The sequence below is a fragment of the Vibrio sp. CCUG 15886 genome (genome assembly GCF_028570825.1).
Classification (GTDB): Bacteria; Pseudomonadota; Gammaproteobacteria; order Enterobacterales; family Vibrionaceae; genus Vibrio; species Vibrio vulnificus_B.
This window is the reverse complement of sequence record NZ_JAQQBT010000004.1, coordinates 176,667-203,119: the sequence shown is the minus strand read 5'-3', so window position 1 is coordinate 203,119 and position 26,453 is coordinate 176,667. Positions and strand designations below refer to the sequence as shown.

26 protein-coding genes are annotated in these 26,453 nt (G+C 46.4%); 14 read left to right on the top strand and 12 right to left on the bottom strand.

The features are described from left to right. Positions 1-2: 2 nt before the first annotated feature. Positions 3-428: a PACE efflux transporter gene (locus PQQ36_RS10935; protein ID WP_045623618.1), complete on the top strand. Its 426-nt coding sequence runs from the start codon at positions 3-5 to the stop codon at positions 426-428. 138 nt (positions 429-566) lie between these two features. Here PQQ36_RS10935 and PQQ36_RS10930 read toward each other — a convergent pair whose 3' ends face one another. Beyond that, entirely contained in the window at positions 567-800 is a 234-nt protein-coding gene (locus PQQ36_RS10930) for a TIGR02647 family protein (RefSeq protein WP_013572011.1), read from the bottom strand. A gap of 359 nt (positions 801-1,159) precedes the next feature. Here PQQ36_RS10930 and PQQ36_RS10925 point away from each other — a divergent pair, with 359 nt between their 5' ends. Then, a complete protein-coding gene (locus tag PQQ36_RS10925; RefSeq protein ID WP_225494712.1) occupies positions 1,160-2,545 on the top strand; it encodes a DNA repair protein in 1,386 nt (461 codons plus the stop codon). 300 nt (positions 2,546-2,845) lie between these two features. Then, on the top strand, positions 2,846-3,688 hold the full coding sequence (gene focA / locus PQQ36_RS10920) for a formate transporter FocA (RefSeq protein ID WP_011080720.1): 843 nt from the start codon (positions 2,846-2,848) through the stop codon (positions 3,686-3,688). A gap of 82 nt (positions 3,689-3,770) precedes the next feature. Here the strand turns inward: focA and PQQ36_RS10915 are convergent, their stop codons facing one another. Together PQQ36_RS10915 and PQQ36_RS10910 are read right to left on the bottom strand one after the other, a co-directional pair. Further along, the gene (locus PQQ36_RS10915) at positions 3,771-3,893 is read right to left on the bottom strand and encodes a hypothetical protein (protein ID WP_256627354.1); all 123 of its coding nucleotides are present in this window, start codon (positions 3,891-3,893) and stop codon (positions 3,771-3,773) included. Between the two features lie 213 nt (positions 3,894-4,106). Beyond that, complete coding sequence (locus PQQ36_RS10910) at positions 4,107-4,901, bottom strand: ABC transporter permease (protein ID WP_273661194.1); 795 nt, start codon at positions 4,899-4,901, stop codon at positions 4,107-4,109. Positions 4,902-5,478: 577 nt separating this feature from the next. Between PQQ36_RS10910 and torE the strand changes: the two genes are divergently transcribed. The 5 genes from torE to PQQ36_RS10885 all read left to right on the top strand — a co-directional run bounded on the left by torE (position 5,479) and on the right by PQQ36_RS10885 (position 11,576). Beyond that, on the top strand, positions 5,479-5,658 hold the full coding sequence (torE, locus tag PQQ36_RS10905) for a trimethylamine N-oxide reductase system protein TorE (RefSeq protein ID WP_011080718.1): 180 nt from the start codon (positions 5,479-5,481) through the stop codon (positions 5,656-5,658). 50 nt (positions 5,659-5,708) lie between these two features. Then, on the top strand, positions 5,709-6,893 hold the full coding sequence (torC, locus tag PQQ36_RS10900; protein ID WP_011080717.1) for a pentaheme c-type cytochrome TorC: 1,185 nt from the start codon (positions 5,709-5,711) through the stop codon (positions 6,891-6,893). Between the two features lie 24 nt (positions 6,894-6,917). Beyond that, positions 6,918-9,380: a trimethylamine-N-oxide reductase TorA gene (torA, locus tag PQQ36_RS10895; protein ID WP_080608766.1), complete on the top strand. Its 2,463-nt coding sequence runs from the start codon at positions 6,918-6,920 to the stop codon at positions 9,378-9,380. 272 nt (positions 9,381-9,652) lie between these two features. After that, complete coding sequence (locus PQQ36_RS10890; RefSeq protein WP_017790592.1) at positions 9,653-10,174, top strand: DUF6795 domain-containing protein; 522 nt, start codon at positions 9,653-9,655, stop codon at positions 10,172-10,174. 412 nt (positions 10,175-10,586) lie between these two features. After that, on the top strand, positions 10,587-11,576 hold the full coding sequence (locus PQQ36_RS10885; protein WP_011080714.1) for a porin: 990 nt from the start codon (positions 10,587-10,589) through the stop codon (positions 11,574-11,576). An 89-nt stretch (positions 11,577-11,665) separates the two neighbouring features. On the opposite strand, the gene PQQ36_RS10880 is transcribed toward PQQ36_RS10885, so the two are convergent. Continuing rightward, positions 11,666-12,583, bottom strand: coding sequence for a sulfotransferase (locus PQQ36_RS10880; protein ID WP_017790590.1), 918 nt, complete (start codon positions 12,581-12,583; stop codon positions 11,666-11,668). 236 nt (positions 12,584-12,819) lie between these two features. Between PQQ36_RS10880 and PQQ36_RS10875 the strand changes: the two genes are divergently transcribed. Beyond that, positions 12,820-14,559 carry a glycoside hydrolase family 36 protein gene (locus tag PQQ36_RS10875; protein ID WP_039508413.1) on the top strand — a complete coding sequence of 580 codons (1,740 nt, stop codon included), beginning with the start codon at positions 12,820-12,822 and terminating at the stop codon, positions 14,557-14,559. 101 nt (positions 14,560-14,660) lie between these two features. On the opposite strand, the gene PQQ36_RS10870 is transcribed toward PQQ36_RS10875, so the two are convergent. Beyond that, entirely contained in the window at positions 14,661-15,875 is a 1,215-nt protein-coding gene (locus PQQ36_RS10870) for a putative manganese transporter (protein WP_273661192.1), read from the bottom strand. A gap of 178 nt (positions 15,876-16,053) precedes the next feature. Here PQQ36_RS10870 and PQQ36_RS10865 point away from each other — a divergent pair, with 178 nt between their 5' ends. Both PQQ36_RS10865 and PQQ36_RS10860 read left to right on the top strand, forming a co-directional pair. Then, positions 16,054-16,959, top strand: a complete 906-nt coding sequence (locus tag PQQ36_RS10865) for a manganese-dependent inorganic pyrophosphatase (protein WP_108653193.1) — start codon at positions 16,054-16,056, stop codon at positions 16,957-16,959. 131 nt (positions 16,960-17,090) lie between these two features. Beyond that, complete coding sequence (locus PQQ36_RS10860) at positions 17,091-17,480, top strand: DUF2750 domain-containing protein (protein ID WP_017422229.1); 390 nt, start codon at positions 17,091-17,093, stop codon at positions 17,478-17,480. 93 nt (positions 17,481-17,573) lie between these two features. Here the strand turns inward: PQQ36_RS10860 and PQQ36_RS10855 are convergent, their stop codons facing one another. The 7 genes from PQQ36_RS10855 to pspF form a co-directional block, all read right to left on the bottom strand. Beyond that, the gene (locus tag PQQ36_RS10855) at positions 17,574-18,356 is read right to left on the bottom strand and encodes a DUF2927 domain-containing protein (protein ID WP_225484345.1); all 783 of its coding nucleotides are present in this window, start codon (positions 18,354-18,356) and stop codon (positions 17,574-17,576) included. A gap of 52 nt (positions 18,357-18,408) precedes the next feature. Then, positions 18,409-19,194, bottom strand: coding sequence for a peptide ABC transporter ATP-binding protein (locus PQQ36_RS10850; protein ID WP_011080707.1), 786 nt, complete (start codon positions 19,192-19,194; stop codon positions 18,409-18,411). Beyond that, positions 19,191-20,186 carry a peptide ABC transporter ATP-binding protein gene (locus PQQ36_RS10845; protein WP_011080706.1) on the bottom strand — a complete coding sequence of 332 codons (996 nt, stop codon included), beginning with the start codon at positions 20,184-20,186 and terminating at the stop codon, positions 19,191-19,193. Before PQQ36_RS10845 ends, PQQ36_RS10850 begins: the two co-directional genes overlap by 4 nt. Continuing rightward, positions 20,186-21,073 (bottom strand): putrescine export ABC transporter permease SapC, encoded by an 888-nt coding sequence (sapC, locus tag PQQ36_RS10840; RefSeq protein ID WP_273661188.1) that lies wholly within the window; start codon positions 21,071-21,073, stop codon positions 20,186-20,188. Before sapC ends, PQQ36_RS10845 begins: the two co-directional genes overlap by 1 nt. Then, on the bottom strand, positions 21,060-22,022 hold the full coding sequence (locus PQQ36_RS10835) for an ABC transporter permease (RefSeq protein ID WP_045597786.1): 963 nt from the start codon (positions 22,020-22,022) through the stop codon (positions 21,060-21,062). The genes sapC and PQQ36_RS10835 overlap by 14 nt, the downstream gene beginning before the upstream one ends. After that, entirely contained in the window at positions 22,022-23,638 is a 1,617-nt protein-coding gene (gene sapA / locus PQQ36_RS10830; protein WP_045597788.1) for an ABC transporter substrate-binding protein SapA, read from the bottom strand. The genes PQQ36_RS10835 and sapA overlap by 1 nt, the downstream gene beginning before the upstream one ends. 176 nt (positions 23,639-23,814) lie before the next feature. Further along, positions 23,815-24,852: a phage shock protein operon transcriptional activator gene (gene pspF / locus PQQ36_RS10825; RefSeq protein ID WP_130192043.1), complete on the bottom strand. Its 1,038-nt coding sequence runs from the start codon at positions 24,850-24,852 to the stop codon at positions 23,815-23,817. Positions 24,853-25,082: 230 nt separating this feature from the next. Here pspF and pspA point away from each other — a divergent pair, with 230 nt between their 5' ends. The 3 genes from pspA to pspC are packed head-to-tail and all read left to right on the top strand — an operon-like array spanning position 25,083 to position 26,385. Beyond that, positions 25,083-25,754: a phage shock protein PspA gene (gene pspA, locus PQQ36_RS10820; protein WP_011080701.1), complete on the top strand. Its 672-nt coding sequence runs from the start codon at positions 25,083-25,085 to the stop codon at positions 25,752-25,754. A gap of 15 nt (positions 25,755-25,769) precedes the next feature. Further along, positions 25,770-26,003 (top strand): envelope stress response membrane protein PspB, encoded by a 234-nt coding sequence (gene pspB / locus PQQ36_RS10815; protein WP_011080700.1) that lies wholly within the window; start codon positions 25,770-25,772, stop codon positions 26,001-26,003. Beyond that, a complete protein-coding gene (gene pspC, locus PQQ36_RS10810; RefSeq protein ID WP_080726328.1) occupies positions 25,966-26,385 on the top strand; it encodes an envelope stress response membrane protein PspC in 420 nt (139 codons plus the stop codon). The genes pspB and pspC overlap by 38 nt, the downstream gene beginning before the upstream one ends. Positions 26,386-26,453: the final 68 nt, after the last annotated feature.

Sequence of the window (26,453 nt, the reverse complement as noted above, 5' to 3'; positions counted from 1 at the left end):
TGATGACACAAGGTGAACGACTTTTTCATGCCGTGGCGTTTGAACTTTTGGCATTGGCGATTATTGTACCAGCGACATCTTTGATGACTGGAAAAGGGGCTTCGGCACTGGCTATTGTCGGGATCGGGCTGAGTATCTTTACCGTCATTTGGAATTACATCTATAACCAATATTTTGATCAATGGTTTGGTGAGAATCGAGCAGAGAGAGGATTAAAAATGCGTCTTTTGCATACGCTCGGATTTGAGGGAGGGCTCATCTTCATTACCATTCCAGTGATCTCTTGGTTCCTCAGCATCTCGATATTACAAGCCTTGCTGCTGGAAGCGGGGTTTTTGCTCTTTTTCCTATTTTACGCGACGGGGTTTAATTGGTTTTATGACCGCGTTCAACCCTATCAACGGGTGAATGCCTTATTTTCTCGCTAGACAATGCTCTGCGGGGTTCGCAATATTCAACAGTGTGTTGTTAGCACGCTCCGTCACCTAGCTAGAGAAACAAAAAGACTCGCTTTTGAATAAACCAAAAGCGAGTCTTTATTATTCTCAGTCAGTTGCGCTAAAGCATTATGCGCTTAATACTCTCAATGTTTTTTCTGCGTGCTCTGCTACTTCAATACCTTCGTCAGTGAGGTAGCCTCCGTCGATTTGAGTACATAGGCCCTTATCAAATAAACGTTTTACCGCGGCCTGAGCCGATTCTGCCGCATCTTTGTGCACTTTTATCCCTGTGGCAGCGCTACTCAAGTCAAATTGTAGCAATAGGTTCATTTCAGCTAAGTGTTCTTCTGTAAATTTCATACTCATACTCCGACAAATCTTTCCGCTTCAACTTAGTACGCTTAGGCAATAGTTACAATCATAAAGAGCGAGAATTGTTAGCCAGTCGGTAAATTCGCAAATTCTTCTCTCTTTCTATCGAAGTGATTGATAAGAAACGCTGTTTTATTATTCATCTAACCAATGCCACATATCATTATTAAGACTTTTATAATATATTTACGTGTCTATTCGAGATAACAGAGCGTAAGAAAACGCTCGTTTGTAATGATATTTTTGCGAGTACTCCATTTCTTCACGTTTAGCCTTTTGGCTGTTGATGCGAAGGGGGGACGAAAAATGCTTGCGCGTCAATGAGCTAAGACATAAAGGGTAACAGAATGAATAAAATGAAGTTGGCACTGGCGGCATCAATGATGCTCTCCATTGTGGGTTGTCAGTCTACGCCAGAAGAAAAACTCACCCAAGAGGTGACAAACGAAGTCGCTGAAAATGCGAGCACGCCGTTTGTTGGCATTCAACAATCGCATCAACAATGGTCTCAAGCTCTACAAGACAGCGGGAAGCTGGCGATCTACGCACCGGAAAACTTCAAAGATTTAACATCGGCTTGGAAAGAAGCCAGTGAGATCTACACAAAACTGGAAAAAGATCCTTCTCTAGCATCGAAAAGCTACTCTCTATTTTCTTCTGACACCTATGCGCAAGCGTATCAAGAGCAAATTAAGTTAGTGGATCAAAATTTCGCAGCGTTAGAAAAACTGAAAGCGAAAGCGGACGTGATCCTGGCAGATTCTATTGCTCAGATGGATTACCTGGCAGAGATCAATGCCGCGAAACTCTACGCGAATGATTACAACAAGGTGCTTTCTCAGTATAAGAAGCTATTTTCTTACGTTGTGGTTGATGAGCTAGAAGAAGCGCAAGAGAAACAAGTTGTTTTCCTCAATACCGCGAAACAGCTTGAGGTGAAGGTAGTGCACAAAACGTTCATTCTACCGCTTCAACAAGAGCTGAAAACTCTAAAGAAAGAAGATTTTAATGAAGTTGCGCCAGTGAGTTTTGCCACGGCGGAAAACGTAATTAATATTGCAGCAAATATTGCTCAAACCAATCCTCGTGATAAAGCCGCAATTGAGTTGGCAGTGGCGAACGCTCAGTTTGAGATCGAACACGTTAAGCAAGTCACGCATCAGGTGAAACTGTTGGCTTCTGTCGAAGACGATGCTTTTGAAAACTCAGTTTTAGAAATTGAAAACAAGTTGCTTGCCATCTCTAAAGCAGTCGATGGTTCTGATTACCGTGATGTGATGCTAAGAGAGCAAAGCGAGAAGATTCTTGCAAGCGTGAAACGCATGCACGAAGCAAACAAAACCACCGATTTGTCTCAGCAGGTGACAGAGCTTAACAGTAAAGTGAAAGTGCTCGAAACCAAGTCGGCTGAGCAAAAAACAGCATTGGAAAAAGCCAATCAACGTGAGCTGGCGTTAAATGCCCACATTGAACGCGAAGCTGCGCATATCAAGAGTTTGGAAGAGTTGGTCGCGAATCTGAAACTTCAGTTAGCGGCAAAAGATCAGCCTGCGTCTACTGTGGAACAGGCAGAGCCAGTGCAAGAGGGGACAGCATTAGAAGAGCAAGCTCCTCAAGTAGAAGAGGCAGCCCCTAAAGCCGAAGCGATTGAAACTGAAGAAGCAGCAAGCGACGTTGAGGCGAGTAGCGAAACCGCAGCGCCAGAAACGCAGCCAGAGAATGCAGCAGAATAACCTCAGAGCTTCGCTAACACTAATCCTAGAAAATGCCTCAACCATATGAGGCATTTTTGTTTCTTCGGTTTGCGAAAGCACGTTTGAATATCGGTGTCTCGCTGGCGTATTGGTGAGCCGTTTTTAACGTCAGCACAGAAACTGAAAGCAGAAGATGCTAATAGGTTGTCGCAACCTGGTTTTTCATTTCAACTCACTAAAACAACATTTTTTGTAAACATAAAAAATACCCCTTGAAAAACTCTGGAAAAGGAGAGATTATCCGCGCCACTCGAAATTGTTTCCAAATGTTAACCTGCAATGAACTTCAATCAATTTGACTCGCTATTACCACCACAGGCCGCGGAAAGAGCGGCAGAGATCGGTGAAGGGAAAGCGACCAAGGACCCGGTTAAATCATTTTTACTTGCTATTTCAGCGGGTATCCATATCGGTATTGCCTTCGTTTTTTATACCACGGTAACAACTGGTGGGGCGGACTTGCCTTGGGGAATAACACGCCTGATCGGTGGCCTAGCATTTAGCTTAGGCTTGATCCTTGTTGTTGTGACTGGTGGTGAACTGTTTACGAGTTCAGTGCTGACCTTAGTTGCACGTGCCAGCGGTAAAATCTCCTGGCGCGTTCTCATCAAAAACTGGTTTGTGGTTTATGTCGGTAACTTGGTTGGCGCCATTTTGCTGGTGGTTTGCATGTTGATCACTAAGCAGTACATGTTCGACCATGGACAGGTTGGCCTAAACGCGATGGCGATTTCACAACATAAGATGCACCACAGCTTTTTCTCTGCCGTAGCTTTAGGCATCATGTGTAATGTGCTGGTTTGTATCGCAGTGTGGATGACGTTCAGCGGCCGTACACTAACGGATAAAATTGCCGTGATGATTCTACCTGTTGCGATGTTTGTCTCGGCAGGTTTTGAGCACTGTATAGCCAATATGTTCCAAGTGCCGATGGCGATTGGTATCAAAAACTTTGCCCCAGCTGAATTTTGGCAAATGACGGGGGCAAACATTGCCGATTACGCCGACCTGAACATGATGGACTTTCTGCTGAATAACCTACTGCCGGTTACGCTTGGTAATATCATCGGTGGTGGTGTGTTTGTTGGCATGTGGTATTGGTTAATCTACCTGCGCGATTAATCGCTGAGTGACACTATTCACTGCGATTCTTAGATAACTAAAAAGCAGACGTTAAGTCTGCTTTTTTCGTTTTTCATACTCTTTAGAAATCACTTGGGTTTGATGAGAACTCGGTTGGTTGCGGAGGCAATTCAAAGGGCTTATCAATTAACCATTCTCGACAATCTTGCTCCAGCTCATCGTGGTATTGCTGTGAATACTCCATATTCTTCCTCTCCATTGGATGCTTTATAGGCAAGTTACGTCTCAATCATGACGGCCGTGTGACGATCTTCCTGCGTTTTTAAGACACCGACCGATGGGCGCTGAACGAGGTTATCCACATTTTCTGTGGATAACCTGTCGTAAACTTCGTGGGTATCTCGCTTCGGCTAAAAGTGATTAGAAAAGAGGTGGTTAGAAAAAGAGAGTAAACTGCTCATTTTGTATCCAGTGTGTTTATTTTCACTCGCCCATTTCTATCTAAACAGCGATGTAGCACCAGTTCTAAAGTGATGACAACAGAAAGGGTGAGGGTGACAAAAATCGCGATCATAATGATCAGTTGATATTTAATCGCCACCATCGGACTTGCGCCCCCCAAGATTTGTCCTGTCATCATGCCAGGTAATGTGACCAGCCCTGTCGCCGCCATTGAGGCAAGAATAGGAGCAAAAGATTTTTGCATCGCTTGCCTAACAAACAGAAGTGACGCATAACGTGGCGACGCACCGAGGGCGATCGCAGCTTCGTATTCATTTCTTCGATTACGATAGCAATCAAACAGATTTTGCAAAGCGACAATATTGCCACTTAAGCTGTTGCCCAGCAGCATACCAGCCAAAGGAATCATATATTGTGTGTGATACCAAGGTGTTGGCACGATGATGCCAACAAGCAACACTGAGAGTATTGGCAACATACCTCCAGCGAGCCCGAATAAGCTAGGAAAGAGTAGCTGACTTTGTGGCAAGTGGGCTTTACTGACAATGGAAGAAGCGCCAACAGTGAGCATCACCAATAGCCAAATCACATTGATGCGCCAGTCATTCAGGGTAAATAGGTACTCCAAATAGAAGCCCACTAAAATCAGTTGCAGTGCCATGCGGCCAACACTCAGCAGGGCTTCTTTCGCGATCGCCAGCTGATAGAAGTGGCTAATGATTAGCGGGATAACAAGGAGGCTGGAAAACGCTAAGAGTGCTCCCCAAGTGAGATCAATAACCGATTCCATACCCATCTCTTTCCATTGGTCATATCGGCATTGAAACGAATCTGAGGTGATATGGGAAGGCGTCTGATTCGATTTCTTGTCAGAAGTCACACTGCGTAAATCACGAACGGTGAGTCGCAGCGTATGTATTTCTTGAGTTGCTTGTTTGCTGAAATGTTGAACGGTTTTTGCATTAAGAGAGCCACTTTAGACTGCTATTTTGCCCTTTAGTATTCACATTGTGGTAACAATAAAATTACACAATCATCATGCGGATTGTTTTATTTTTGAGAGAATAAGAATCAGTCCAGCCAAAAAATGTCACTCTGCTAGCATTTGTGTTACGTGGTTGTTTTGTTTTTAACAATAATGCAAAAGACTTATTTCTTCACATCTATTCACAATTTTACACATGAAATATCAATCCGACACATCTCTGGATGAGCTCAAAAAAGTGTTGAATAACAAGGGTAGGGCGTAGGGAATTGATTGAACCACACATTGTGTATGGTCTAACATTTTGCATTAGATAGTGTTAAAAGTTTCATCCTGTTGGGGTGGGGCAACTGAAATTACTAAATACAAAATAGGCAAATGTATGAGTGATGTTAACAAAATTGAGAGTGCTGAAAAGCGCTCATTGGAGTGGAAATCTTTCCTCTTCATTACCGTCGTCCTCTTTCCAATCTTGAGTGTGGCGTTCGTTGGTGGATATGGCTTCATCGTTTGGATGTTGCAAGTTTTCTTCTTCGGACCTCCAGGTGCTCACGGCATGTAAGCCTGTGAACTTATCCCCACACTTTTGAAAAGATTTTAAGAGAGCAGACAATGAAATCATTGATCATTAAATTGTGGCGTACTGTAACGCGCCCAGCAGTTCATATCAGCCTTGGTGTGCTGACCGTGGGCGGCTTCATTGCCGGTGTGATTTTCTGGGGTGGTTTTAATACCGCGTTGGAAGCGACCAACACCGAAGAGTTTTGTATCAGTTGTCACACCATGCGTGACAATGTGTACCAAGAACTGCAAGACACTGTGCACTGGAAAAACCACTCAGGTGTTCGCGCGACCTGTCCTGACTGTCACGTACCACACAACTGGACGGACAAAATTGCACGTAAAATGCAGGCGTCTAAAGAAGTTTTTGCGCAAGTATTTGGCAACTACGATGAACCGGGCGTTTTCGAAGCTCGCCGTATCGAGCTAGCAAAACACGAATGGGATCGCTTCTCAGCCAACAAATCCCTTGAATGTAAAAACTGTCATAACTACGACTCGATGGATTTCGAGCAAATGTCTCCAACAGCTCGCATCCAAATGAAGCAAGCGGCAGAGAAAGATCAAAGCTGTGTTGACTGTCACAAAGGTATCGCACACAAACTACCAGCAGGTATGGATAGCATTGGCGGCATCGTGGGTGATCTAGAGCAGATGGCATCCAATACCGATTACTCTGTGGGTAAAGAGCTCGTGAGTGTTCGTCACCTACCAATCTACTTTGATGCACAAGGTCAAACCGAAGCGGGTCTATTGAACCCTGCGTCTACCGTAAAAGTATTGGAAGACAAAGGCGATTATGTCGAAATCGAGATCGACGGCTGGCGTAAAGCAAAAGGCTTTGGTCGTGTAATCCAAGAAGACTTCGGCAAGAACATCGCAGTGGCTTCGCTACTAAAAGAAGCGTCTATGGATGACAAGATTGTCACCACTGGTGAAGAGAAAGTGGATGAGCTGACTGGTCTTCCATGGGAAAAAGTGGCGGCGAAAGTTTGGATCAAGAAAGAGTCAATGCTGAACGACATCAACCCAGTATGGGAAAAATCTCGTGAAGCATACAAAACAAACTGTTCAGTGTGTCACACACAACCTGCAGAAGCGCACTTCGATGCCAATACTTGGCCAGGTATGTTTGACGGCATGCTAGCGTTCGTGAACCTTGATACGGATAGCGAAGCACTGATCTTGAAATATCTACAGAAGCACTCTTCAGATTATGCTGAAGGTCATCACTAATAAGCATTGGATGGAGTAATTTAAATGGCTATTACAAGAAGAAGTTTTCTTAAGGGTGTAGCAACCACAAGTGCTGCCTCTGTTATCGGTCCTAGCTTATTGGCGTCGGCTTCTGCAAACGCAGTAGAAACAACAGGAACTTGGAAAGTATCTGGTTCTCACTGGGGTGCGTTCCGCGCCCACATCTACGCGGGTAAAGTTCAAGAGATCAAACCGCTAGAGCTAGACCAAAACCCAACTGAGATGCTAAACGGCATCAAAGGCATCATCTACAGCCCTTCACGTGTGCGTTACCCAATGGTGCGCCTTGACTGGCTGAAAAAACACAAGTACAGCGCCGATACGCGCGGTAACAACCGTTTTGTACGTGTGACTTGGGATGAAGCGTTGGATCTGTTCTACCGTGAGCTAGAGCGCGTACAAAAAGAGTACGGCCCTTGGGCGCTACACGCAGGCCAAACAGGTTGGAACCAAACCGGTTCATTTAACAACTGTACAGCGCACATGCAGCGCGCTGTGGGCATGCACGGTAACTACATCACCAAAGTGGGTGACTACTCAACCGGTGCTGGCCAAACGATTCTGCCATACGTGCTAGGTTCTACCGAAGTATACGCACAAGGCACGTCTTGGTCTGAGATTTTAGAAAACGCAGACAACATTATTCTTTGGGCGAACGATCCAGTGAAAAACCTGCAAGTGGGTTGGAACTGTGAAACGCATGAATCTTACGCTTACCTTGCGCAACTAAAAGAAAAAGTGGCCAAAGGCGAGATCAACGTGATTTCGGTTGACCCGGTTAAGAACAAAACACAGCGTTACCTAGAGAACGATCATCTGTATGTCAACCCAATGACAGATGTACCGTTTATGTTGGCGATTGCACACGTTCTCTACACTGAAAACCTATACGATAAGAAGTTCATCGAAACTTACTGTCTTGGTTTTGAAGAGTTCATCAACTACGTTCAAGGCAAAACTAAGGACAAAGTTGAGAAAACACCAGAATGGGCTGCGCCTATTTGTGGCGTGAAAGCGGACAAAATCCGTGAATTTGCCCGCATGCTTGTGAAAGGTCGCACTCAGATCCTGATGGGTTGGTGTATCCAACGTCAAGAGCATGGTGAACAGCCTTACTGGGCAGCAGCGGTTGTTGCGGCAATGATCGGTCAAATCGGCTTGCCTGGCGGTGGTATCTCTTATGGTCACCACTACTCAAGTATCGGTGTGCCTTCAACCGGTTTTGCTGGCCCTGGTGGTTTCCCTCGTAACCTTGATGCAGGCATGAAACCTAAGTGGGACAACAATGACTTCAATGGTTACAGCCGTACTATCCCTGTTGCGCGTTGGATCGACTGTCTGCTAGAGCCAGGCAAAGAGATCAACTACAACGGTGGCAAAGTGAAGCTGCCAGACTTCAAGATGATGGTCATTTCGGGTTGTAACCCATGGCACCACCATCAAGATCGCAACCGCATGAAGCAAGCGTTCCAGAAACTACAAACTGTTGTGACGATCGACTTCGCGTGGACAGCGACGTGTCGCTTCTCAGACATCGTGCTACCAGCATGTACCCAGTGGGAACGCAATGACATCGACGTATACGGTTCATACTCAAGCCGTGGTTTGATTGCGATGCATCGTTTGGTGGATCCACTGTTCCAATCTAAGCCAGACTTCCAAATCATGAAGGAGCTGACTGAGCGCTTTGGTCGCAGTGAAGAATACTCTCGCGGTATGAGTGAAATGGATTGGATTCGCAGCCTTTACAACGATTGTAAGAAATCGAACGAAGGCAAGTTCGAGATGCCAGAGTTTGATGAGTTCTGGGAGAAGAGCGTACTGGACTTCGGCCAAGGTCAACCTTGGGTTCGTCACGCGGACTTCCGTCAAGACCCTGAAATCAACCCACTGGGTACACCTTCAGGCTTTATCGAGATCACGTCTCGTAAGATCGGTCGTTACGGTTACGAACATTGTCAAGAGCACCCAATGTGGTTCGAGAAATCAGAACGTTCACACGGCGGACCAGGTTCAGACAAACATCCGTTCTGGTTGCAATCTTGTCACCCAGACAAACGCCTGCACTCTCAGATGTGTGAATCTGAAGAGTTCCGTGCGACTTACGCAGTAAAAGGTCGTGAGCCAGTCTACATCAACCCACTTGATGCAAAAGCAAAAGGCATCAAAGAGGGTGATTTGGTACGCGTGTTTAATGACCGTGGTCAGCTTCTTGCTGGTGCTGTGCTAACGGACAGCTACCCACGTGGCGTGATTCGTATCGAAGAAGGCGCGTGGTACGGTCCCCTAAGCGAGAAAGTGGGAGCTATCTGTACTTACGGTGACCCTAACACACTGACTCAAGATATCGGCTCATCTGAGTTGGCACAGGCAACTTCTGCGAACACCTGTATCGTGGACTTCGAGAAGTTCACTGGTAAAGTTCCACCAGTCACCTCATTTGGTGGTCCAATCGAAGTCGCGTAATCGCAGCTTGATAATGAACGAGAAAAGGTCTGGCATACATGCCGGACCTTTTTTTGTTTCGATAACGCAAAAATAGAATTATCCATTACATATTCCTTCGAGTTCCTTCCCACAAATTATTTTCTTCTAGCGAAATACGCTCGCTGTTTTGTCGTTTTCCATATGATCTCAACAGGATGTACTCAATAAAGTGGGGCTATGGCTCAAAGAGTCGCGCTGCTATTGGTTTTGTGCGGTTTTCGTTAGGGTCTTTTTCGTCAGGAGCAAATGCCATGTTTTGGCCATTTAAAAAATATGATGTTGAGATGTCTCCAGAAGTGCATGGGGTGATCACGCTTGAAGGAGTGCCACAGGAAGGGATGACGGTTGTTCGAGAGTTGTTTTACGAAGGGTATAAAAAAGGGAAAACGGTCGTTGATGACACTCAAACCAACGAAAAAGGGGAGTTTTCTTTCCCCTCTATGACCATTCGCTCGAGGCTGCCAGGAAATATTTTTGGCGGAAGCTTAAAAGTCTATCAACAAATTAGCGTTAAATGTCAAAGTGAGAAAAAAGAGATTTGGGGCGCTTGGGCTCCAATAGAAGGAGCCAAGTCAATACGTTGGATGTTGACTCATCTTCACTGTGAGCTATCGCATTCGAAGCGCATTCATGAAGTCGATATCTCTCCTGTAGAAGAAAGGCGTGTGCCTGTTCACTCTATTTGCGGCTGGAACAGTCCGAACATAAACACATACATCTATGATCAAAGTACCTATACCTATATACGTTATAAGAAGACGCCGCAGTCCTAGAAACGTATTTTTAATGCTAAATAAAGAGTTAAATTAGACGCTGAGTAATTGGTTGGTCTGTATGCTTTGTGAGCGTTTTGGTGCGGTTTTTTTCGCTTGTATTTGGTGGGGTGTCATTGAAAGTGATTAAAACTGAAAATTTATATGCTGATTTTAGATTTATACTTTTTTGTGAATTATTGGCTGTTTTTGTGATTGCGTTCGCTAAAAATACAGTTAATCGATTAAATAGAGCGCGTTTTTCATTGTTTTTTAGAAAAATTTCCTTGCTCTAGTGGTTGTAATTTATATCTATTTGTAATGTTTTATTAGGAAAGTTTTGTCTTTGAGAATAATTTCGCCGCAACGGCTGACGCTTACGGGCTAAGTCGAGTGGTGAAAAAATCTATAAAATTGATAGGACAAAATAAAAATGAAAAAAACAGTATTAGCGGTGGCGCTATCTCTTGTTGCTGGTTCTGCGATCGCAGCAGACGTAAACCAAAACGTTTCTGAGCGTGCTCGTGAGTCAATGATCGACCTAATCCTTTCTGGCGAAGAATTCTCTGTTGGTGGTCAAGTGGCTGTCGGTGGTGAGTACCTAGAAGGTCGTAAAGTAAACGGCGAGAAAAAAGAATTTCACAACTACGATGTAACTGGTTTTGATCTATTCATCAACTACCAAAAAGGCAACGTAATCGGTCAGTTTGCAGGTGAATTCGATCTAGCTGAAAACTACTCTTCAATGGATGCTAAGTTCTCTGTGATCGACACTTGGGTTGGTTACAAAACCGGTTTTGGCGTAGCGTCTATCGGTTACGCAAACGACTCTGCACTTGATGCAGTAGATGGCGCAGCGGATCTAACTATCGAGTACGGTGCATCTGCATCTGACGCTTCTGACGTAAACCAAGTGATCAAATTTGAAGGCATGAAAGAAGGCTTCAAATACGGCATCGCTTACTACGGTGACCGCGAAGCAGACGCATCTGGTCAACGTGGTTTCAACGGCTATGTTGGTTTCAAAAATGAACAGTTCCAAGTTAACGCTGGTTACGAGAAGAACGACGAGAAAGCTGGTGGCACTGACATCGAGCAAATCTACCTAGTGAACGGTGTGGTGACTTTCGGTGATCTAGCTATCGGCGCGAATGTTGCGAACCACGAGCGTTTCAACGGTGATGAGTCTATGCTTTACAGCGCATCTGCAGGCTACACAATCGATAAGCTATACCTAGCTATCGGTTACGCAAATCAAGAAGCATACGAATCAAATGGTGTAGATTCAGAGTGGACTAACTTCGGTGGTTCTTACCAGTTCACTAACAAGCTGTCTGCACTTGTTGACATCAAAGTTGATTTGTCTGATGACAACAACAGCGATGATCTAGCAGCATTCTTCAAAGTTGCTTACGACTTCTAAGAACTTCCTTAGCAATTTATGGCCTGCATTGCGGGCCATTTAAAGCAGGACGCTTTTTTGGCGATAATCCACTGCCTTTTCTTTGACCCTCAGGATTCGAGGGTCTTTTCGTTTTCACACCAAGCGGATACTCTTTTCGCGATACCACTCACTTTTGCTGCTTTGTTTTGATCCCTAATGGGACTGTTTCTCAGTTTGTTGCGCACTCTTTCGCAAGGGGGAAGGTGACAAAAATGCATAATTTGATGGACGATAAACTGCGGATCTCGAACAAAGTCCTCGTAGTGAACCGTCAACGATTTTACTTTTGTTCGTGCGATTTCCTCCTCGGTGGTTTTCAGGATTTTACTCAGTTGAAATGCGGTGCTGCAGACCGGGTCGTGACGAATTTGCTGATAGGTTTCGAGTTCGTGGTTGCTGTAGGCACCTCGCCACCACAGCTGATGTAACCCCTGTGCTTGCCAAAATGGCACCTTGAGCAGTGAATTGACGGTGGCGACGGGCTCGCGAACGACATTAATAAACAACGCGTCTGGGAATATACTGGACAAATACTCGACACGTCCTGGGCCAGTAAATTTCATTGCTAAACGCGGTTTGCCTTGTGCTCGCAAATGCTGATTTAAATAACGACAAATCCGTTGCTTCTCCTCTGCACTGGCTCTCTGGTGAAGCAAAAATCCGCGGCTAAAATCGATCTCATCACGAGTGATCTTTTGCCACAAAGGCCAAGCTTCAGCGGGTCTGGGTAGCAAGTTATTGAGCGGTAACGTGTGATTAAGCTGCGCTTTTTCGCCGGATAGGTACCAAAGTGAGTTATTGGTGAGTCGGGTGAGCCAAGCAAGTGATGGTAGAGATGGAAACCACTCGCAGTAATTGTCTGGCCAGCCTAGGCTGTGGTGAGCCATAACAAACTCAGAAATAACGGTCGAGCCTGAACGGCCGGGACCGATAAAAATGATCGGCGCTGACAATCGTGTGTGATGATCGGGTTGGCTTGTCATCATGCTATCGTCCCATCTTAGTGTCGTTTTTGTGCTTGCTTTTAGGTTGTATGCAAAGCTTGCGCCAAGCAGAATTTTTATAAATAACAATTCGTTAGAGAAAATTGACTCTTCGGCGTTGAGTTATTCTCAATTTGATAGGCAATTTGAAAATCTTTGCCAGCAAATCGTGATGAAGATAACGATTTGTAGTGCTGCTATTGACTGATAATACAAGAAAAACACAGTGAGCAGATTTCATGAAAAGCCCTTATACCTTAGGCAATCACATCCCTTTCGAGGTGAATGATGATGAACTGGAAGTGACGATAAATAACAATGAAGTTCACTTCTGCTATCACGGTATGCACAACCGTATCATCGATGATCGATTTGAACTTTTTCGTATTCCTTTCAATTTTGAAGCTCAGGCTCAGCTCTTGGGGGACGGGTTTCAAATGTTGGCGCAGACCACAGGCAGTCGAGAGCAAGTGATCGACATCGGTCGTTGTCCTGACAATAACCCACAATATCGCCTTTATTCACAGCATGCGCCTAAGCGTTACTACAACTACTTAGTGATTGAGGAATCACAGGGTTACACCTTGTTTGGTTTTACCTCATGTCGGCGCTTCGCTGGCTATTTTGAGCTGGAACAGGCGGGTAACCACTGGCACGTTGTCGCTTATCTTGATGGTGAACAGACGGAAATCCAAGATTGGGAAACCAATACGCTGGAATCTGTGGTGCTGTTGGAAGGCGCGTCTTTGTCTGAGCTCTATGCTGAGTTTGCGCAACATATTGCGGTTCATCATCCGATCAGAGCAGGGGTGGAGCAGAATTCGCCAGTTGGTTGGTGTTCTTGGTATGCCTATTATGCCGATGTGAGCCAGCAAAATATCTTAGCGAATGTCGAGCAGATGCAGGGCAGCTTAGAGGCGCTGGAGTGGGTCTTACTTGATGATGGCTATCAGGCCTTTATGGGCGATTGGCTTACTCCTTCTGACAAGTTTTCAGGGGGAGTCAAACAACTGATTGCACAAATTCGAGCGAGTGGCAAAAAACCAGCGATTTGGCTGGCGCCCTTTATTGCTCAGCCTGAATCAGAGATCTTTCGTAAGCATCCCGAATGGTTTGTTAAACATCAGGATGGCTCACTGCTAAAAGCAGAGGACATCACTTATGGCGGTTGGCGCTGTACACCTTGGTATATCCTTGATACATCACATCCTGAAGTGCAGGAACACCTAACTCATGTAGTAAAAACCATGCGAGAAGAGTGGGGTGTAGAGCTCTTTAAATTGGACGCTAACTATTGGGGGACGCTAAAAGGGCAGCGTTACCAAAAAGGCATAACAGGTGTTGAAGCGTATCGACTCGGGATGGATGCGATCGCTCAAGGAGCGGGCGAAGCGTGGCTACTTGGTTGTAACGCGCCAATGTGGCCTTCTTTAGGATTGGTTGATGCCATGCGCGTTTCGGATGACGTTGAGCGCCACGCACATCGCTTCGAACAAATTGCCAAAGAGACCTTCTACCGCAGTTGGCAGCATCGAAAACTGTGGCAGATTGATCCTGACTGCGCAACGTTCACTTCGCTACCTAACCAAGGTGCGCAAAGGCAAGAATATGAATTTCACCGCAATGTCCTACTTGCGTGTGGCGGGCTGCTGCTGTCGGGCGATCCACTTCCAGAGATCACGCCATTCGCCAAATCTTGTCTTGCCAAATTGATGGTTCGTCAAAAGCACAATCAGAATGCGGCGAAGTTTACCGCGTTCAGTCTCAACCACGCCTTCTTGAAGCTAACCGAGAAAAACGATCTGCACTGTTTGTTCAATTATGACGGCCAGCAAGACAAAGAGTTTACGTTGATCTCTGATACGCCAGTGCATTGGTACGACTACTGGACACAAGAACGCTTAAGTGATGAGCCTTGCCAGTTGTTTGTGACCCAATTAAATCCGGGCTTGAATGCTAAAGCCATCGTCACAGCGTAAGCGCGCTTAGTCGTAGGCGTATCCATACAAGAGCCTCACTTTATAGAGGCTCTTTTCCGTTGAGATGATGGGGTATTTGAGGGTTGTTTGCTTTGTACAAACTAATATTCAAACAGGAAGAAATAACCATAACCCACAATAAAGGCCGGAATGGCAGAGTAAATCGTCGCGACCAAGGCCGCTTTCGGTGCCATTGCAATGGCAGGGAAGAGCGCGTCACCATCGTTTGAAATCGCGTTGGCGATCTGCGCGGAGAGCGGAGCGGCACCGGAGAGGTATAAGCTGGTCATGAGAATTTGTGGCCCGCATCCGGGCAACATTCCCACGGCAACCCCGATGAGTGGCATCCATACGCCCCATCCTGAGAACGTCACCTGTAAATTCAGTCCAGAAAAATAGCGAGTCAGCTCAAAGACGAGAAAGGCCAAAATCACCCAAGCACTGACGAAATTCGCGTCTTGGGCGGCTTTTTGAATCGGATGGGAGTCGACGATCTTTTCGTCTTCAGAGACGGCGGATTGATAGCTGCCGAGCTCTTTGGTCAATGCCCAAAGGAACATGCTGGTGACGGCGAAGATCGCGCCCATCCATTCGATGGTGTTTTCCTCAAGACCAAACAGCAAATTCACATCCACTTGAAATGAACCAAGCAGAGCGACGCCCGCGGCAGGTATCAGAAGCCATTTCCAAAACGCGCCCTGTAAGTTAATGGCTCGCTGTTCAAGTGGGGTGTGAGTGTTTTGCTTGTTTTGGCAACAATGTGGTTGGTTAGGTTCATCGCTCACTTTGGGCCGTAAAAAATCGTCGCCATGGAATGCGTTCACCACCATGCCAGAAAGGGTTCCGACTGCAATGCCCAACGCAATAACGCCGAGTCCAGTTACGGGTTTGGCGGCGAGCAGCAGAAAGGCGGCGTCGCCCATGGTTGAGGTTAGCACGGCGACAATCGCTCCAAAGCCAACTCGGCCGCTGATGAATTGCGTTGTGACAACAATGGCGCCGCCACAACCGGGCAGAGCGCCAAGTAAAGCGGCAAAAAAGACTTGGTAGTGGCGTGATGCGCGATAAAGTTGTGTCACTCGATTGGTGCGCGACATAAAGCCAGATAAATAGTGGTAAATGGCGAGCGTGGCCGCGACGTAACAGGAGACCGCCCAGAAAGAGTCAGAGAGAGTCGTCACGGTGATTTGTCGAGTCGTGTCACTAAGCAGCAACATCAAAAGGGCAACAGGCAATATCAACCGTTTATGAGCGAGACGAAACTGCGTCGGTTGCAGCAATGGGTGCGTTGAGCTAAAAAATTTCGTTGCGTTCATTGTTGCCCCTGATGCAAATAAGAATGATTATCATTATATAAAAGTGAGAATTATTCGCAATAGCTGGACGTCACTTTTCTTGGTGTCAAATCCACTCATTTCAGGTAAAGTATGCCCCTTTGTGAGCAACCCTGCTTTTTGGTTAAGCAGGAATAACGAGACTTGGATAGGAAAGATAATGATTCTAGTTGTAGGTCATAAAAACCCAGACAGTGACAGTATTTGTAGTGCCATCGTAGCCACTGAGCTGCTAAAAGCGCGTGGCGTTGAAGCGATGCCGATTCGTCAAGGCGAAATCAACCGTGAAACACAGCACATTCTTGAAGTAGCTGGCGCAGACGTTCCTGAGCTACGTACATCAGTAGCCGGTGAAACGGTGTGGTTGGTGGATTACTCAGATCTTGCGCAAGCGCCTGATGATATTGCTGAAGCTGAAGTTGCGGGTATCGTTGACCATCACCGTCTTGGTGACGTCATGACCGTAAACCCAATGGAAGCATGGATCTGGCCTGTTGGTTGTACTAACACCGTTCTGTTCAACATGTTCAAGATTGAAGGTCACGCGATCTCTGAAAAAATCGCTAAGCTAATGATGTCGGCAATCCTGTCTGACACCGTTGGTTTTGCTTCTCCAACTTGTACGCAAAAAGACAAAGATGCCGTTGCAGAGCTTGCGCAAATTGCCGGTGTTACCGATGTTGATGCGTTTACTAAAGATCTACTGATCGCGAAAACAAATATTGAAGGTCTATCTGCTGCACAATTGGTAGAGAAAGATCTGAAAGGTTACCCATTCAATGGTCGTGACGTGGTTGTAGGCCAAGTTGAACTGGCAACGTTAGAGCAAGTAGATGGCATGATCGAAGCACTAGAAGCGGACCTACAACGTCGTTGTGACGAAGATGGCCTTGCGTTTGCTGCTGTTATGCTAACTGACATCACGACAGCTTGGACTCGCTTGATCTACAAAGGTGAGTGGTCAGACAAACTGGCTAAGCATGAAAAAGATGGCCTGCTGATGATGGAAAACACGCTAAGTCGTAAGAAGCAAGGCTGGCCTTGGCTTCAAGTTGAGCTTGCGTAATCAGTCGCACAGAGTGAAAGAGTCTTGCTGGTACTAGGTGAGACTTTGCACCATAATGGAAACGCCCATTTGCCACGGCAAGTGGGCGTTTTTAATTGAATGTCGCCAAAAGGCAAAAGTGGAGAGGCGCAATGACCACACCATTATCCCAAGATCAAATTCGTACCATTAATAGTTACGATCAAGAGCAGCGTTTACGTTACTGCGTTAAGGAAATTGTCGCCCAGCGCCAAGTATGGATCCTCACTGATGAGCATGGCTGCGTGATGCTCAACACCGAAGAGGAAGAGTGCGTACCGGTTTGGCCAAATAAAGAGTTTGCCGAAGAGTGGGCCACGGGCGATTGGCAAGAGTGCCAAGCGGAATCGATCTCGCTAAACAAGTGGCACAGCCGCTGGACTCGTGGCTTAGAAGACGACGAGCTATCGGTTGTCGTGTTTCCGAGCATTAATGAGGAAGGGGTGGTGTTGTTCCCTGATGAGTTTGATTTTGAACTGAAAAAACAGGCGGCGAAGAGATAAAACGCTCTGGTCAATCACGGAAAATAACGGTGCGATTTAGCGCCGTTTTTTTATCGCCGCATAGCAATTTAACGGCTTTGAACCGCTCAACGATCAATACCCAATAAACTGAAACAGCTCGGTTTGCGTTGCTACATCGACGGATTGAGATAAGGTGCCATTCTCGGCAAAACGCGTGAGCAGTGTACTTAGTACTGGTTTGACTTCCGCCTCCGACATACCGGCCTTAATCTCCGGTTGATAAAGCAATTTGAGTAGGACGATATCGAGTGGTGAGAGTAACTCTTCTGGGGAATTGTCATTAAAAATAGAAGGGTAAGCCTGATCTGAATCGTTAGGCAGGCCAAGAACTTGCGTGATTTCTTCCACAATACAAGCGACTAATTTGCCGTGCTCGCGCGCTTTGTCGACAGGAATAACAATCGCAGCATAATAGATGGCACTTTGGCGGGTTTTAAAACCCGCTTTGCAAACCGCGCTGCCTAGATTGTTGGCAGATTTACGTCCCATGAGACGTTTGACTTCACTTTGATAGCTCGATTCTTGGGTGAACACCCAAACAACGTTGGCTTGTGCTTTGTCGCTGGTGGTCTCAATTGAGAGGCCCGTGATGGTGGACAAATCACGGAGGTGCATTTTTAATAGCGATTCATGCAGCGCTTTATCTGCGACCTGATGTTCAACATACACACGTACAGGCGTGTGCCATTTGCGAACTTTCTTTTCCCCAGGACTATATTCATTGCGCAATGCCACTTGAATGAATGCGTTGCTGACGAAGGCTGGCTGAAGCCACGTTTTTTCCAGTGCATGAGTGCCCGATGTCAAAAGTAGGAGAGCAATGCCAATCAGTGGTTTCACCCAAACGTTATTCATGCATTGCTCCTTGCTTCGCTGACTATTTTTTCATCACGCTAACAGATGGCTTCTAGTAGTGAGAAGGGGTTTTGTAGAAATGGTTTTCGACCAAACGTTGTGTAAGAGGATGCTGTGGATCGCTCAACACGATTTGCGTATCACCAGATTCCACCACTTCACCTTCATGCATTACCATCACTTTATCGGTGATGTGTTTAACGATACCGATGTGCTGTGATACATAGACAAACGACACGCCCATCTCTTCTTGCAGTTCTAAAAAGAGGTTGATGATTTGTGAGCGCATTGCCATGTCTAAGCCGTTTAGCGCTTCGTCGGCAACGATGATAGAAGGTTGTAGAATCAAGGCCCGTGCTAAGCAGACACGCTGCTTTTGCCCGGTTGCCAGCATCTGCGGATAAAAATAGGCGTGTTCGGGTAACAAGCCAACCCGCAACAGTGTGTCTTTAACCCGCTTTAGGCGTGCTTCCGGCGGCATGTTGGTGTTTCGCTTGAGTGGACCTTCCAAAATACGCCCGATTTGAATACGTGGATTCAACGAGGTGTTGGGATCTTGGAAAATCATCCGAATCAGTTTGCAGCGCGTGGCGTAATCTCGGTGCTCAAGTCGCTCGCCGTTGACACGAATTTCGCCAGAAGTCGGTTCCACCATGCCTGCCAGCATGCGGGCTAGTGTTGATTTTCCTGAACCATTTTGGCCAATAAAACCAATGGTTTGGCCCGCTTCTAGTGTAAAGCTGACCGGTTTCACTGCCTGCTGTACTTCCCGTTTAAACAAGCCTGAACGGGTAACAAAATTTTTCGACAGGTTTTCAACCTCTAACAACGCACTCATGAATCTTTCTCCGTGTTAAGAGGGAAATGACAGCTAAACTTATGATTTTTAATACGACGCGCATACGGAATCTCAACACACTGGCGCTGCGCGTATGGGCAACGAGGTCCCAAGCGACACCCGATCGGCAAATGTTGCAACGGAGGAATCGAGCCCGGCAGCGACTGCAACTTCTGCTTGTGAGGAATCCAATGACTAAAGTCCGGCATCGCTTTTAGTAGGGCTGCGGTATAGGGATGCTTCGGTGCTTCCAAAATACGATCTGTGTCAGCCGATTCCACCGATTGGCCACAGTACATCACCGTAATACGGTTGGCCCATTGGGTAATATTGGTTAAGTCGTGGCCGATGAGCAAAATCGTCGTGTTGTTCAACTGATTCATTCTGCTCAACAAGCGTAGGATCTGATTTTGCGTGATCGGATCGAGGTCGTTAGTCGGCTCATCCGCAATCAACAGTTTTGGCGCCGTGGCGATCGCCATCGCAATCATCACTTTTTGGCATTCACCATCAGTGAGTTCATAGGGATAGCTTTTCATCAAGCGTTGATGATCTTTAATGCCCACTTTATGCAAAAGTGCAATCGCGCGTTTTTTACGCCACTTAAATCGCTCCCACCACTTCCCTTCAAAAGTGCGTGATGGAATCGATTCAATCAACTGCTTGCCCACTTCTTCAGACGGGTCAAGACAGGTGGATGGCTCTTGGAAAATCATCGCGATGTCGCGAGCGATGACACGTCGTCTTTCACTTGGCGTGAGTTGCAGTAGGTCAATGTTGCCCAATCGCATGCGGTCGGCGGTGACTCTCCAGTTGTCTTTGCATACCCCAACGATGGCTTTGGCGACCAAGCTTTTACCCGAGCCAGATTCGCCAACGAGGCCGCGAATTTCACCTTCATTTAGCGTGAGGCTCATGCGATCAACGGCTTTCACCAAGCCTTGCGGAGTCTCAATTTCGATCGTCAAATGACGAATATCCAATAATGGCATTATTCGATCCCCGCATTGAGAGCTCGGCGTACGCCATCCCCGACAAGGTTGATGACGATAACGGTAAACATAATGGACAATCCGGGCAGTGTTACGGTCCAAGGCGCGAGATAAATCAGCTCCACGGAATCGCCAAGAATTGCACCCCATTCGGTGCTCGGTGCTTGTGCCCCCAGCCCCAGAAAGCCAAGCGCGGTGATGTCTAAAACAGCAACAGACAGCGCCAAGGTAATTTCGGTCGCAATCACGGTCAGTACGTTCGGCAAAATGGAGTTCCACAGCAAGTAGAAGCTATTCGCGCCATCGAGTCGCGCTGCCATGATGTAATCTTTTTCAACTTCGGTGTGTATGGCAATGTAAACCGAGCGAATAAAGCGTGGAATCAGCGCAAGTCCAACGGCCAACAACACGGTGAATTCGCCTACACCAAAGAATGCGACAAAGATGATCGCCAAAAGCAGTGATGGAATGGACATGACCGTATCCAGTAAGTGGTTCAACGTACTGGACAGGAGTCCACGTGTCATCCCTGCAAGAACACCGATAAAGCAGCCAATGATGGCGGCGATGGCAGTAATGATGATCGCGGCGCCTAAAGTGGGCTGCGTTCCCATAATGAGGCGCGATAGGATGTCTCGGCCTAAATCATCGGTACCAAGGAAATATTCGACCGTCCCCGCAGGGCTCCATGAAGGAGGTACCAGTAATTGCGCGGTTTGTTTTTGAGGGTCGTGCGGGACCAACCAAGGTGCGCTGATGGTAACCAGCAACAACAAGATCAAACACCACAATCCAAACATAGCGAGATTGTTATTGCGGAAGCTACGCCAAAAGCGCTCAAATTGAGTCGGAATATGCTCTTCCTGGTAAACACTATCGGTTAGCATACCATTCCTTCCTTACCAGTGGATTGATCATCGCGCCAATCAGATCGGACAAAATGTTGGCCGTGAGCACTAATGTCGCCACGACCATCACTCCCGCTTGAATCGATACATAATCTCGATTCGAGAGTGCATCTAGTAACCAACGGCCAATACCCGGCCAGTTAAAAATCGATTCCGTAATGATGGCCAGCGTCAGCATGCTGGAAAGTTGTACGCCAACTTTAGGAATAATGGGTGGAATCGCGTTGCGTAATACATGTTGGGTGACGATTTCTCGTGTGGTTAAACCTTTGATTCTGGCCGCTCGGATGTAGTTTTGACTCATAACGTCGGCCACAGAAGCTCGCATCAAGCCGATCACTTGTGTGGTTGGCGCCAGCGCCAAGACCAAGCAGGGCAGCACCATATGTTCAATGACGCTCTGCAGTGCATGAGCTTTGTAAGGCCCTTTAGCAAGAAACGCATCGATGATGGCAAAACCAGTTACGTGTTTGATTTCATAAAGTAGATCATAGCGCCCAGAGACAGGAAATATCTCGAAATGGAGAGAGAACACCATCAGCATCAATAGCGCGACCCAAAAAAGCGGGGCAGAGTAGCCAGACATGGAGACAAAGGAGATGGTGGTATCGACCCACTTACCTTGTTTCATACCTGCTATCGTTCCAAAAGGAATGCCGATCAAGAGCGCGACCAAAAAGGCAAAAAAACAGAGTTCCAATGTGGCGGGAAACACCACCGTCAATTCATCATAAATGGCGGCACCGCTTTTGCTGACGCCAAAGTTAAGTTGTGCGAGTTCGGAAAGATAAATACTCCAACCATGCCAATATTCGGCTTGAGCCCATACTGACTCTGGGTCTAAGCGTAAGATCGAAAAACCAACCATGGTTAAAATGGCCAGTGTAATGACGAATAAGTTAAGGCGTCTTACTGCATACCAGAACATCAATAAGCTCTCTCTACCGTGTCGAAAGGTTGGGAATTGAATGGACTGGATTTGAAGCCAATCAGCGATTTGTCATGAGCACGGAACTGAACGCCGTGTGCCAATGGAATCACAGGGAATTCCTCGTTGAGAATATTTTGCGCTTGACGATATAAGTTTAGGCGATAACGATTCTTTTCGGTTTCTAACGCGAGATCGAGCAAGAAATCAAAATCACTGTTACACCACATGGCAACGTTAATCCCCGCTCTTTCAGAGCTGCAAGAAAGCAGTGGGCGTAAGAAATTATCAGGATCGCCAGTGTCTCCCACCCAACCCGTTAGTGAAAGATCGCCTTGTGTGTGATCGGTAGTCACACGTTCGTTTCTTTCATCAGTAATAAGGGTTAAGTCGATGCCAATATCCGCTAGATTAGACTGAATCAACTCTGCTGTTTTTCTCGGGCTTGGGTTATAGACACGAGGCTCTAGTGGTACCCACATCGTTAGTGACAGTCCTTTCTCGTAACCCGCTTCACGCATCAGCGCAAGTGCGTAGTTACGATCAAAACGCACTTTGACGCTGTCTTTCTGGTATGCCCATGAGTTGGGCGGCAACAAGGTGTACGCCTTTGTTCCTGTTCCATAGTAGACGGAATCGAGGATATTTTGTCGGTTGATCGCGAGGTTCAACGCTTGGCGCACACGCACATCTTTTAGCGCAGAATGGCTGGTATTGATGGCGATGAAAGCAACGTTCATGGCCGGCGTTGCCGTCAGTTCCATATTGGGGTTGTTTTCAATAATTGGGATCTGGCTGGAAATTGGTGAGCGCAACACATCGCACTCGTTACGCAATAGTTTGGCAAGCGTACCTGTACCACGTTGTGAAATATCGAAAACCACCTGTTCCATTTTTACCGGGTTACGCCAATAGCCTTCATGGCGACGTAAACGAACCAAATCGTTAATTTGATACTCGTCTAACAAAAACGGGCCGCTGCCAACGGGATACATATCGATACGTTCTTTGGCATCTTTTGCCGCCAGTTGATTGGCATATTCGGCAGACAGGATCACCGAGTGCGCAGTCGCAAGATTAGAAAGAAACGCAAAATTCGGACGGCTGAGAATAAACTTCACTTGGTCATCGGAAAGGGGCACCACATCCACCAAAAGGTTGGCAAAGTCTATGCCAGCAAACCAAGGGTAGTTTCCTCCGCCAACGAGATGATAAGGGTGACTAGGGTCGATGATACGACGGAAACTAAACACCACGTCTTCTGCGTTAAGAGCGCGTGAAGGGGTAAACCAATCAGTGGTTTGAAACGCGACATTTTTGCGTAGGGTAAACGTGTATTCTGTGCCGGTTTTATTGACCTTCCAACTTTCAGCAAGGCTCGGAATAGGCTGATGCGTTTGTGGATCAAGCGTCAAAAGGGTATCGAAAATCTGCGGGCTGAGAGTGTCTGCCGTAATACCACTATCAATCAACTGAGGATTGAAGGTTTTAAGGTTGGTTTGCCCACAAAAAACAAAGCCAGTTTGGCGTACTTCTTTGTGGTCAATGTCTTTGCCACACCCGGTTAGTAAGCTAAAGCCTAATAATCCCAATGTGAGTTGTATTAGTGTTTTCATAAAATGAAACGTTTCGTATGTCTGTACGCCTAAGTTAGCGCCCAAAAGATCCGGCTAATTTATCATTTTATTCACCCCACTCCAAACATAAATTCTTTTTTGAGCAAAGCGTTATTGGGCCTTTCGAGCTGCTTTAAGTGTAACACTCCGGCGATATTTTGCTGTTGGACCTAGGTCTAGTTTTGTCCCACTAAGGCGTACTTTCTTACCATACCTCGGAATTGGTGATAGCTGAGACCCAGCAGTTCAGCGGCTTGGCGCTGGTTGAATTTACTGGCTTCCAAGGCTTGATTAAGTAGCTTAATGTCTTGCTCTTCTTGCCACTGTTTATAATCAATCGGGAACGAAAACTCGGTCGTTGCTGGTGGAGAGAGTTGATCATCGCTTGTCGAACTTGATGCAGTACTCGATGCATTCGGTTGGTCTTGTTCAGCCTCTCCGCTCTCCCAACCGGTAGCGAAGGGATTAAAAATCAGCTCATCAATTGGATCTGGGTTAAGGCCGTGGCGATAAATGGCCCGTTCTACGACGTTTTTTAGCTCCCGAACGTTGCCCGGCCAGCGGTATTGAGTCAACTGCTCATTAGCATGGGAAGTAAAGCCGACAAAATAGTCGAGTTTGAGTTCTCGGCACATTTTTATCGCGTAGTGCTCGGCGAGCAACAGAATATCCTCTTGGCGCTCTCGCAATGGCGGTAGCGTAATGACATCAAACGCGAGTCGGTCGAGCAAGTCAGCGCGAAACTGACCTTCTTCGGCCATTTTTACCAGATCCGCATTGGTCGCACACACCAAGCGAACGTCTGCGGTCAATGGCTGATGGCCACCCACGCGCTCATACTCACCGTATTCGATCACTCGTAACAATTTTTCTTGTACCATCAAAGGCGCAGTGGCCAGCTCATCAAGAAATAGGGTGCCACCTTCTGCACGTTCAAATCGCCCCTTATGTTTCCCCTTTGAGCCCGTAAAAGAACCGGATTCATGGCCAAACAACTCGGAGTCGATCAAACCTTCAGACAAAGTGGCACAGTTGAGAGAGAGCAGGGGCTTATCCCAACGTTTAGACAGGTAATGCAAGCGCTGAGCGATCAGTTCTTTCCCTGTTCCTCGCTCACCAATGATCAAGATTGGACGCTCAATCGGTGCCAGTTTTGACACTTTGTCGAGGACAGACAGAAAGGCAGGTGATTCTCCGATCAAGTTTTGCTTCATAAGTTCCTTCTTAGTGAGCGTTTGGGAAACGAAATTGGTTAAATTCACCAATATTTGGTGAAAATCATCATAGCATAGGCTCAGTAAGAGACAAGTTGAATTCTATTTTATTGAAAAATAAAGAAAATTAACTTTGGCATGCTTCTTGTTATAACTTAAATAACTAGAACACTGACTGAGTGCATTTTTAGATAAAAGCACGATATCGAGACTAATAGAGGAGTTCCATCATGGGTATTTTTTCTCGTTTTGCAGACATCATCAATTCCAATATCAGTGCGCTGCTGGATAAAGCAGAAGATCCGGAAAAAATGATTCGTCTCATCATTCAAGAAATGGAAGACACGCTGGTCGAAGTGCGTACCAACTCGGCGAAAGCCATTGCGGATAAAAAAGAGCTCGCTCGTAAAGTGGAAGCAATGGAAAGCCAAATTTCGGATTGGCAACAAAAAGCGACATTGGCGCTAACGAAGCAACGTGAAGATTTGGCGCGTGCAGCATTAATTGAAAAGCAAAAGCTACAAGACTTGATCAAAGGTTTGCATACAGAGCAAACTCTTGTGGAAGAAACCATTGAGAAACTGACTGGCGAAATTGGCAAATTGGAAACCAAAATTGCCGAAACGCGCGCGAAGCAGCAAGCTTTGATGATCCGCAATCAAACGGCTTCCAATCGTCGTGATGTTCAGCGTCATTTGAGTTCCGGCCGCACGCATGAAGCGATGGCAAAGTTTGAGCAATACGCTCGTAAAGTGGATGAGCTGGAAGCCGAAGCGGATCTCTACGCCAACTCAGGTTCATCAAAATCATTGGAACAGGAATTTGCTGAGCTTCAAGCTCAGGATGAAATTGAAAAAGAGTTGGCAAAGTTAAAAGAACAAGTGAACTCACAACAAAAATAAGCAAAGGAGCCATCTATGACGACATTTATGATTGCAGGGCCATTAATCGTATTTCTGATTTTTGTCGCACCACTGTGGCTATTTCTTCACTATCGCAGTCAGCGCAAAGTAGGTAGCGGTTTGTCGGACATAGATTTGCAGAAGTTGGAGTCTTTGTCCGGTCAAGCGGAAAAGCTTCAATCACGTATAGACACCTTGGAGCGTATCCTCGATGCGGAAAACCCAAATTGGAGACGTCGCTATGAATAGTCGAGAGCTCTATCGTGACCCAATCAACGGCAAATTGAGTGGTGTCTGCGCGGGTATTGCAAACTACTTGGCCATTGAAGTTTGGTTGATTCGGATTCTCGTGATTTCTGCGGCGCTGTTAGGCGGAAGTTTTCTGGTTATTCTGGCGTACGTTGCCCTGACATTTATGTTGGAAAAGCAACCAATCCAGTACCAAGAAGATTTAAAAATGCGCCATGACCATAAGCTCAAAGCCAAACCTTGGCAGCAAGGGCAAACGGCGGAATCCTTGTTGGCGATCCTTGAAGCGGATTTCAATCGAATTGAAAACAAAGTGCGTGATATGGAAGCGTATGTCACTTCCGATACCTTCAAAGTGAACCGCGAATTTAACAAACTTTAAGTTTGTTTTAGTAAAAATAATCCTTCTTGGGCAATTTTCATGAGAGCAAGGTTTAACCTTGCTCTCAT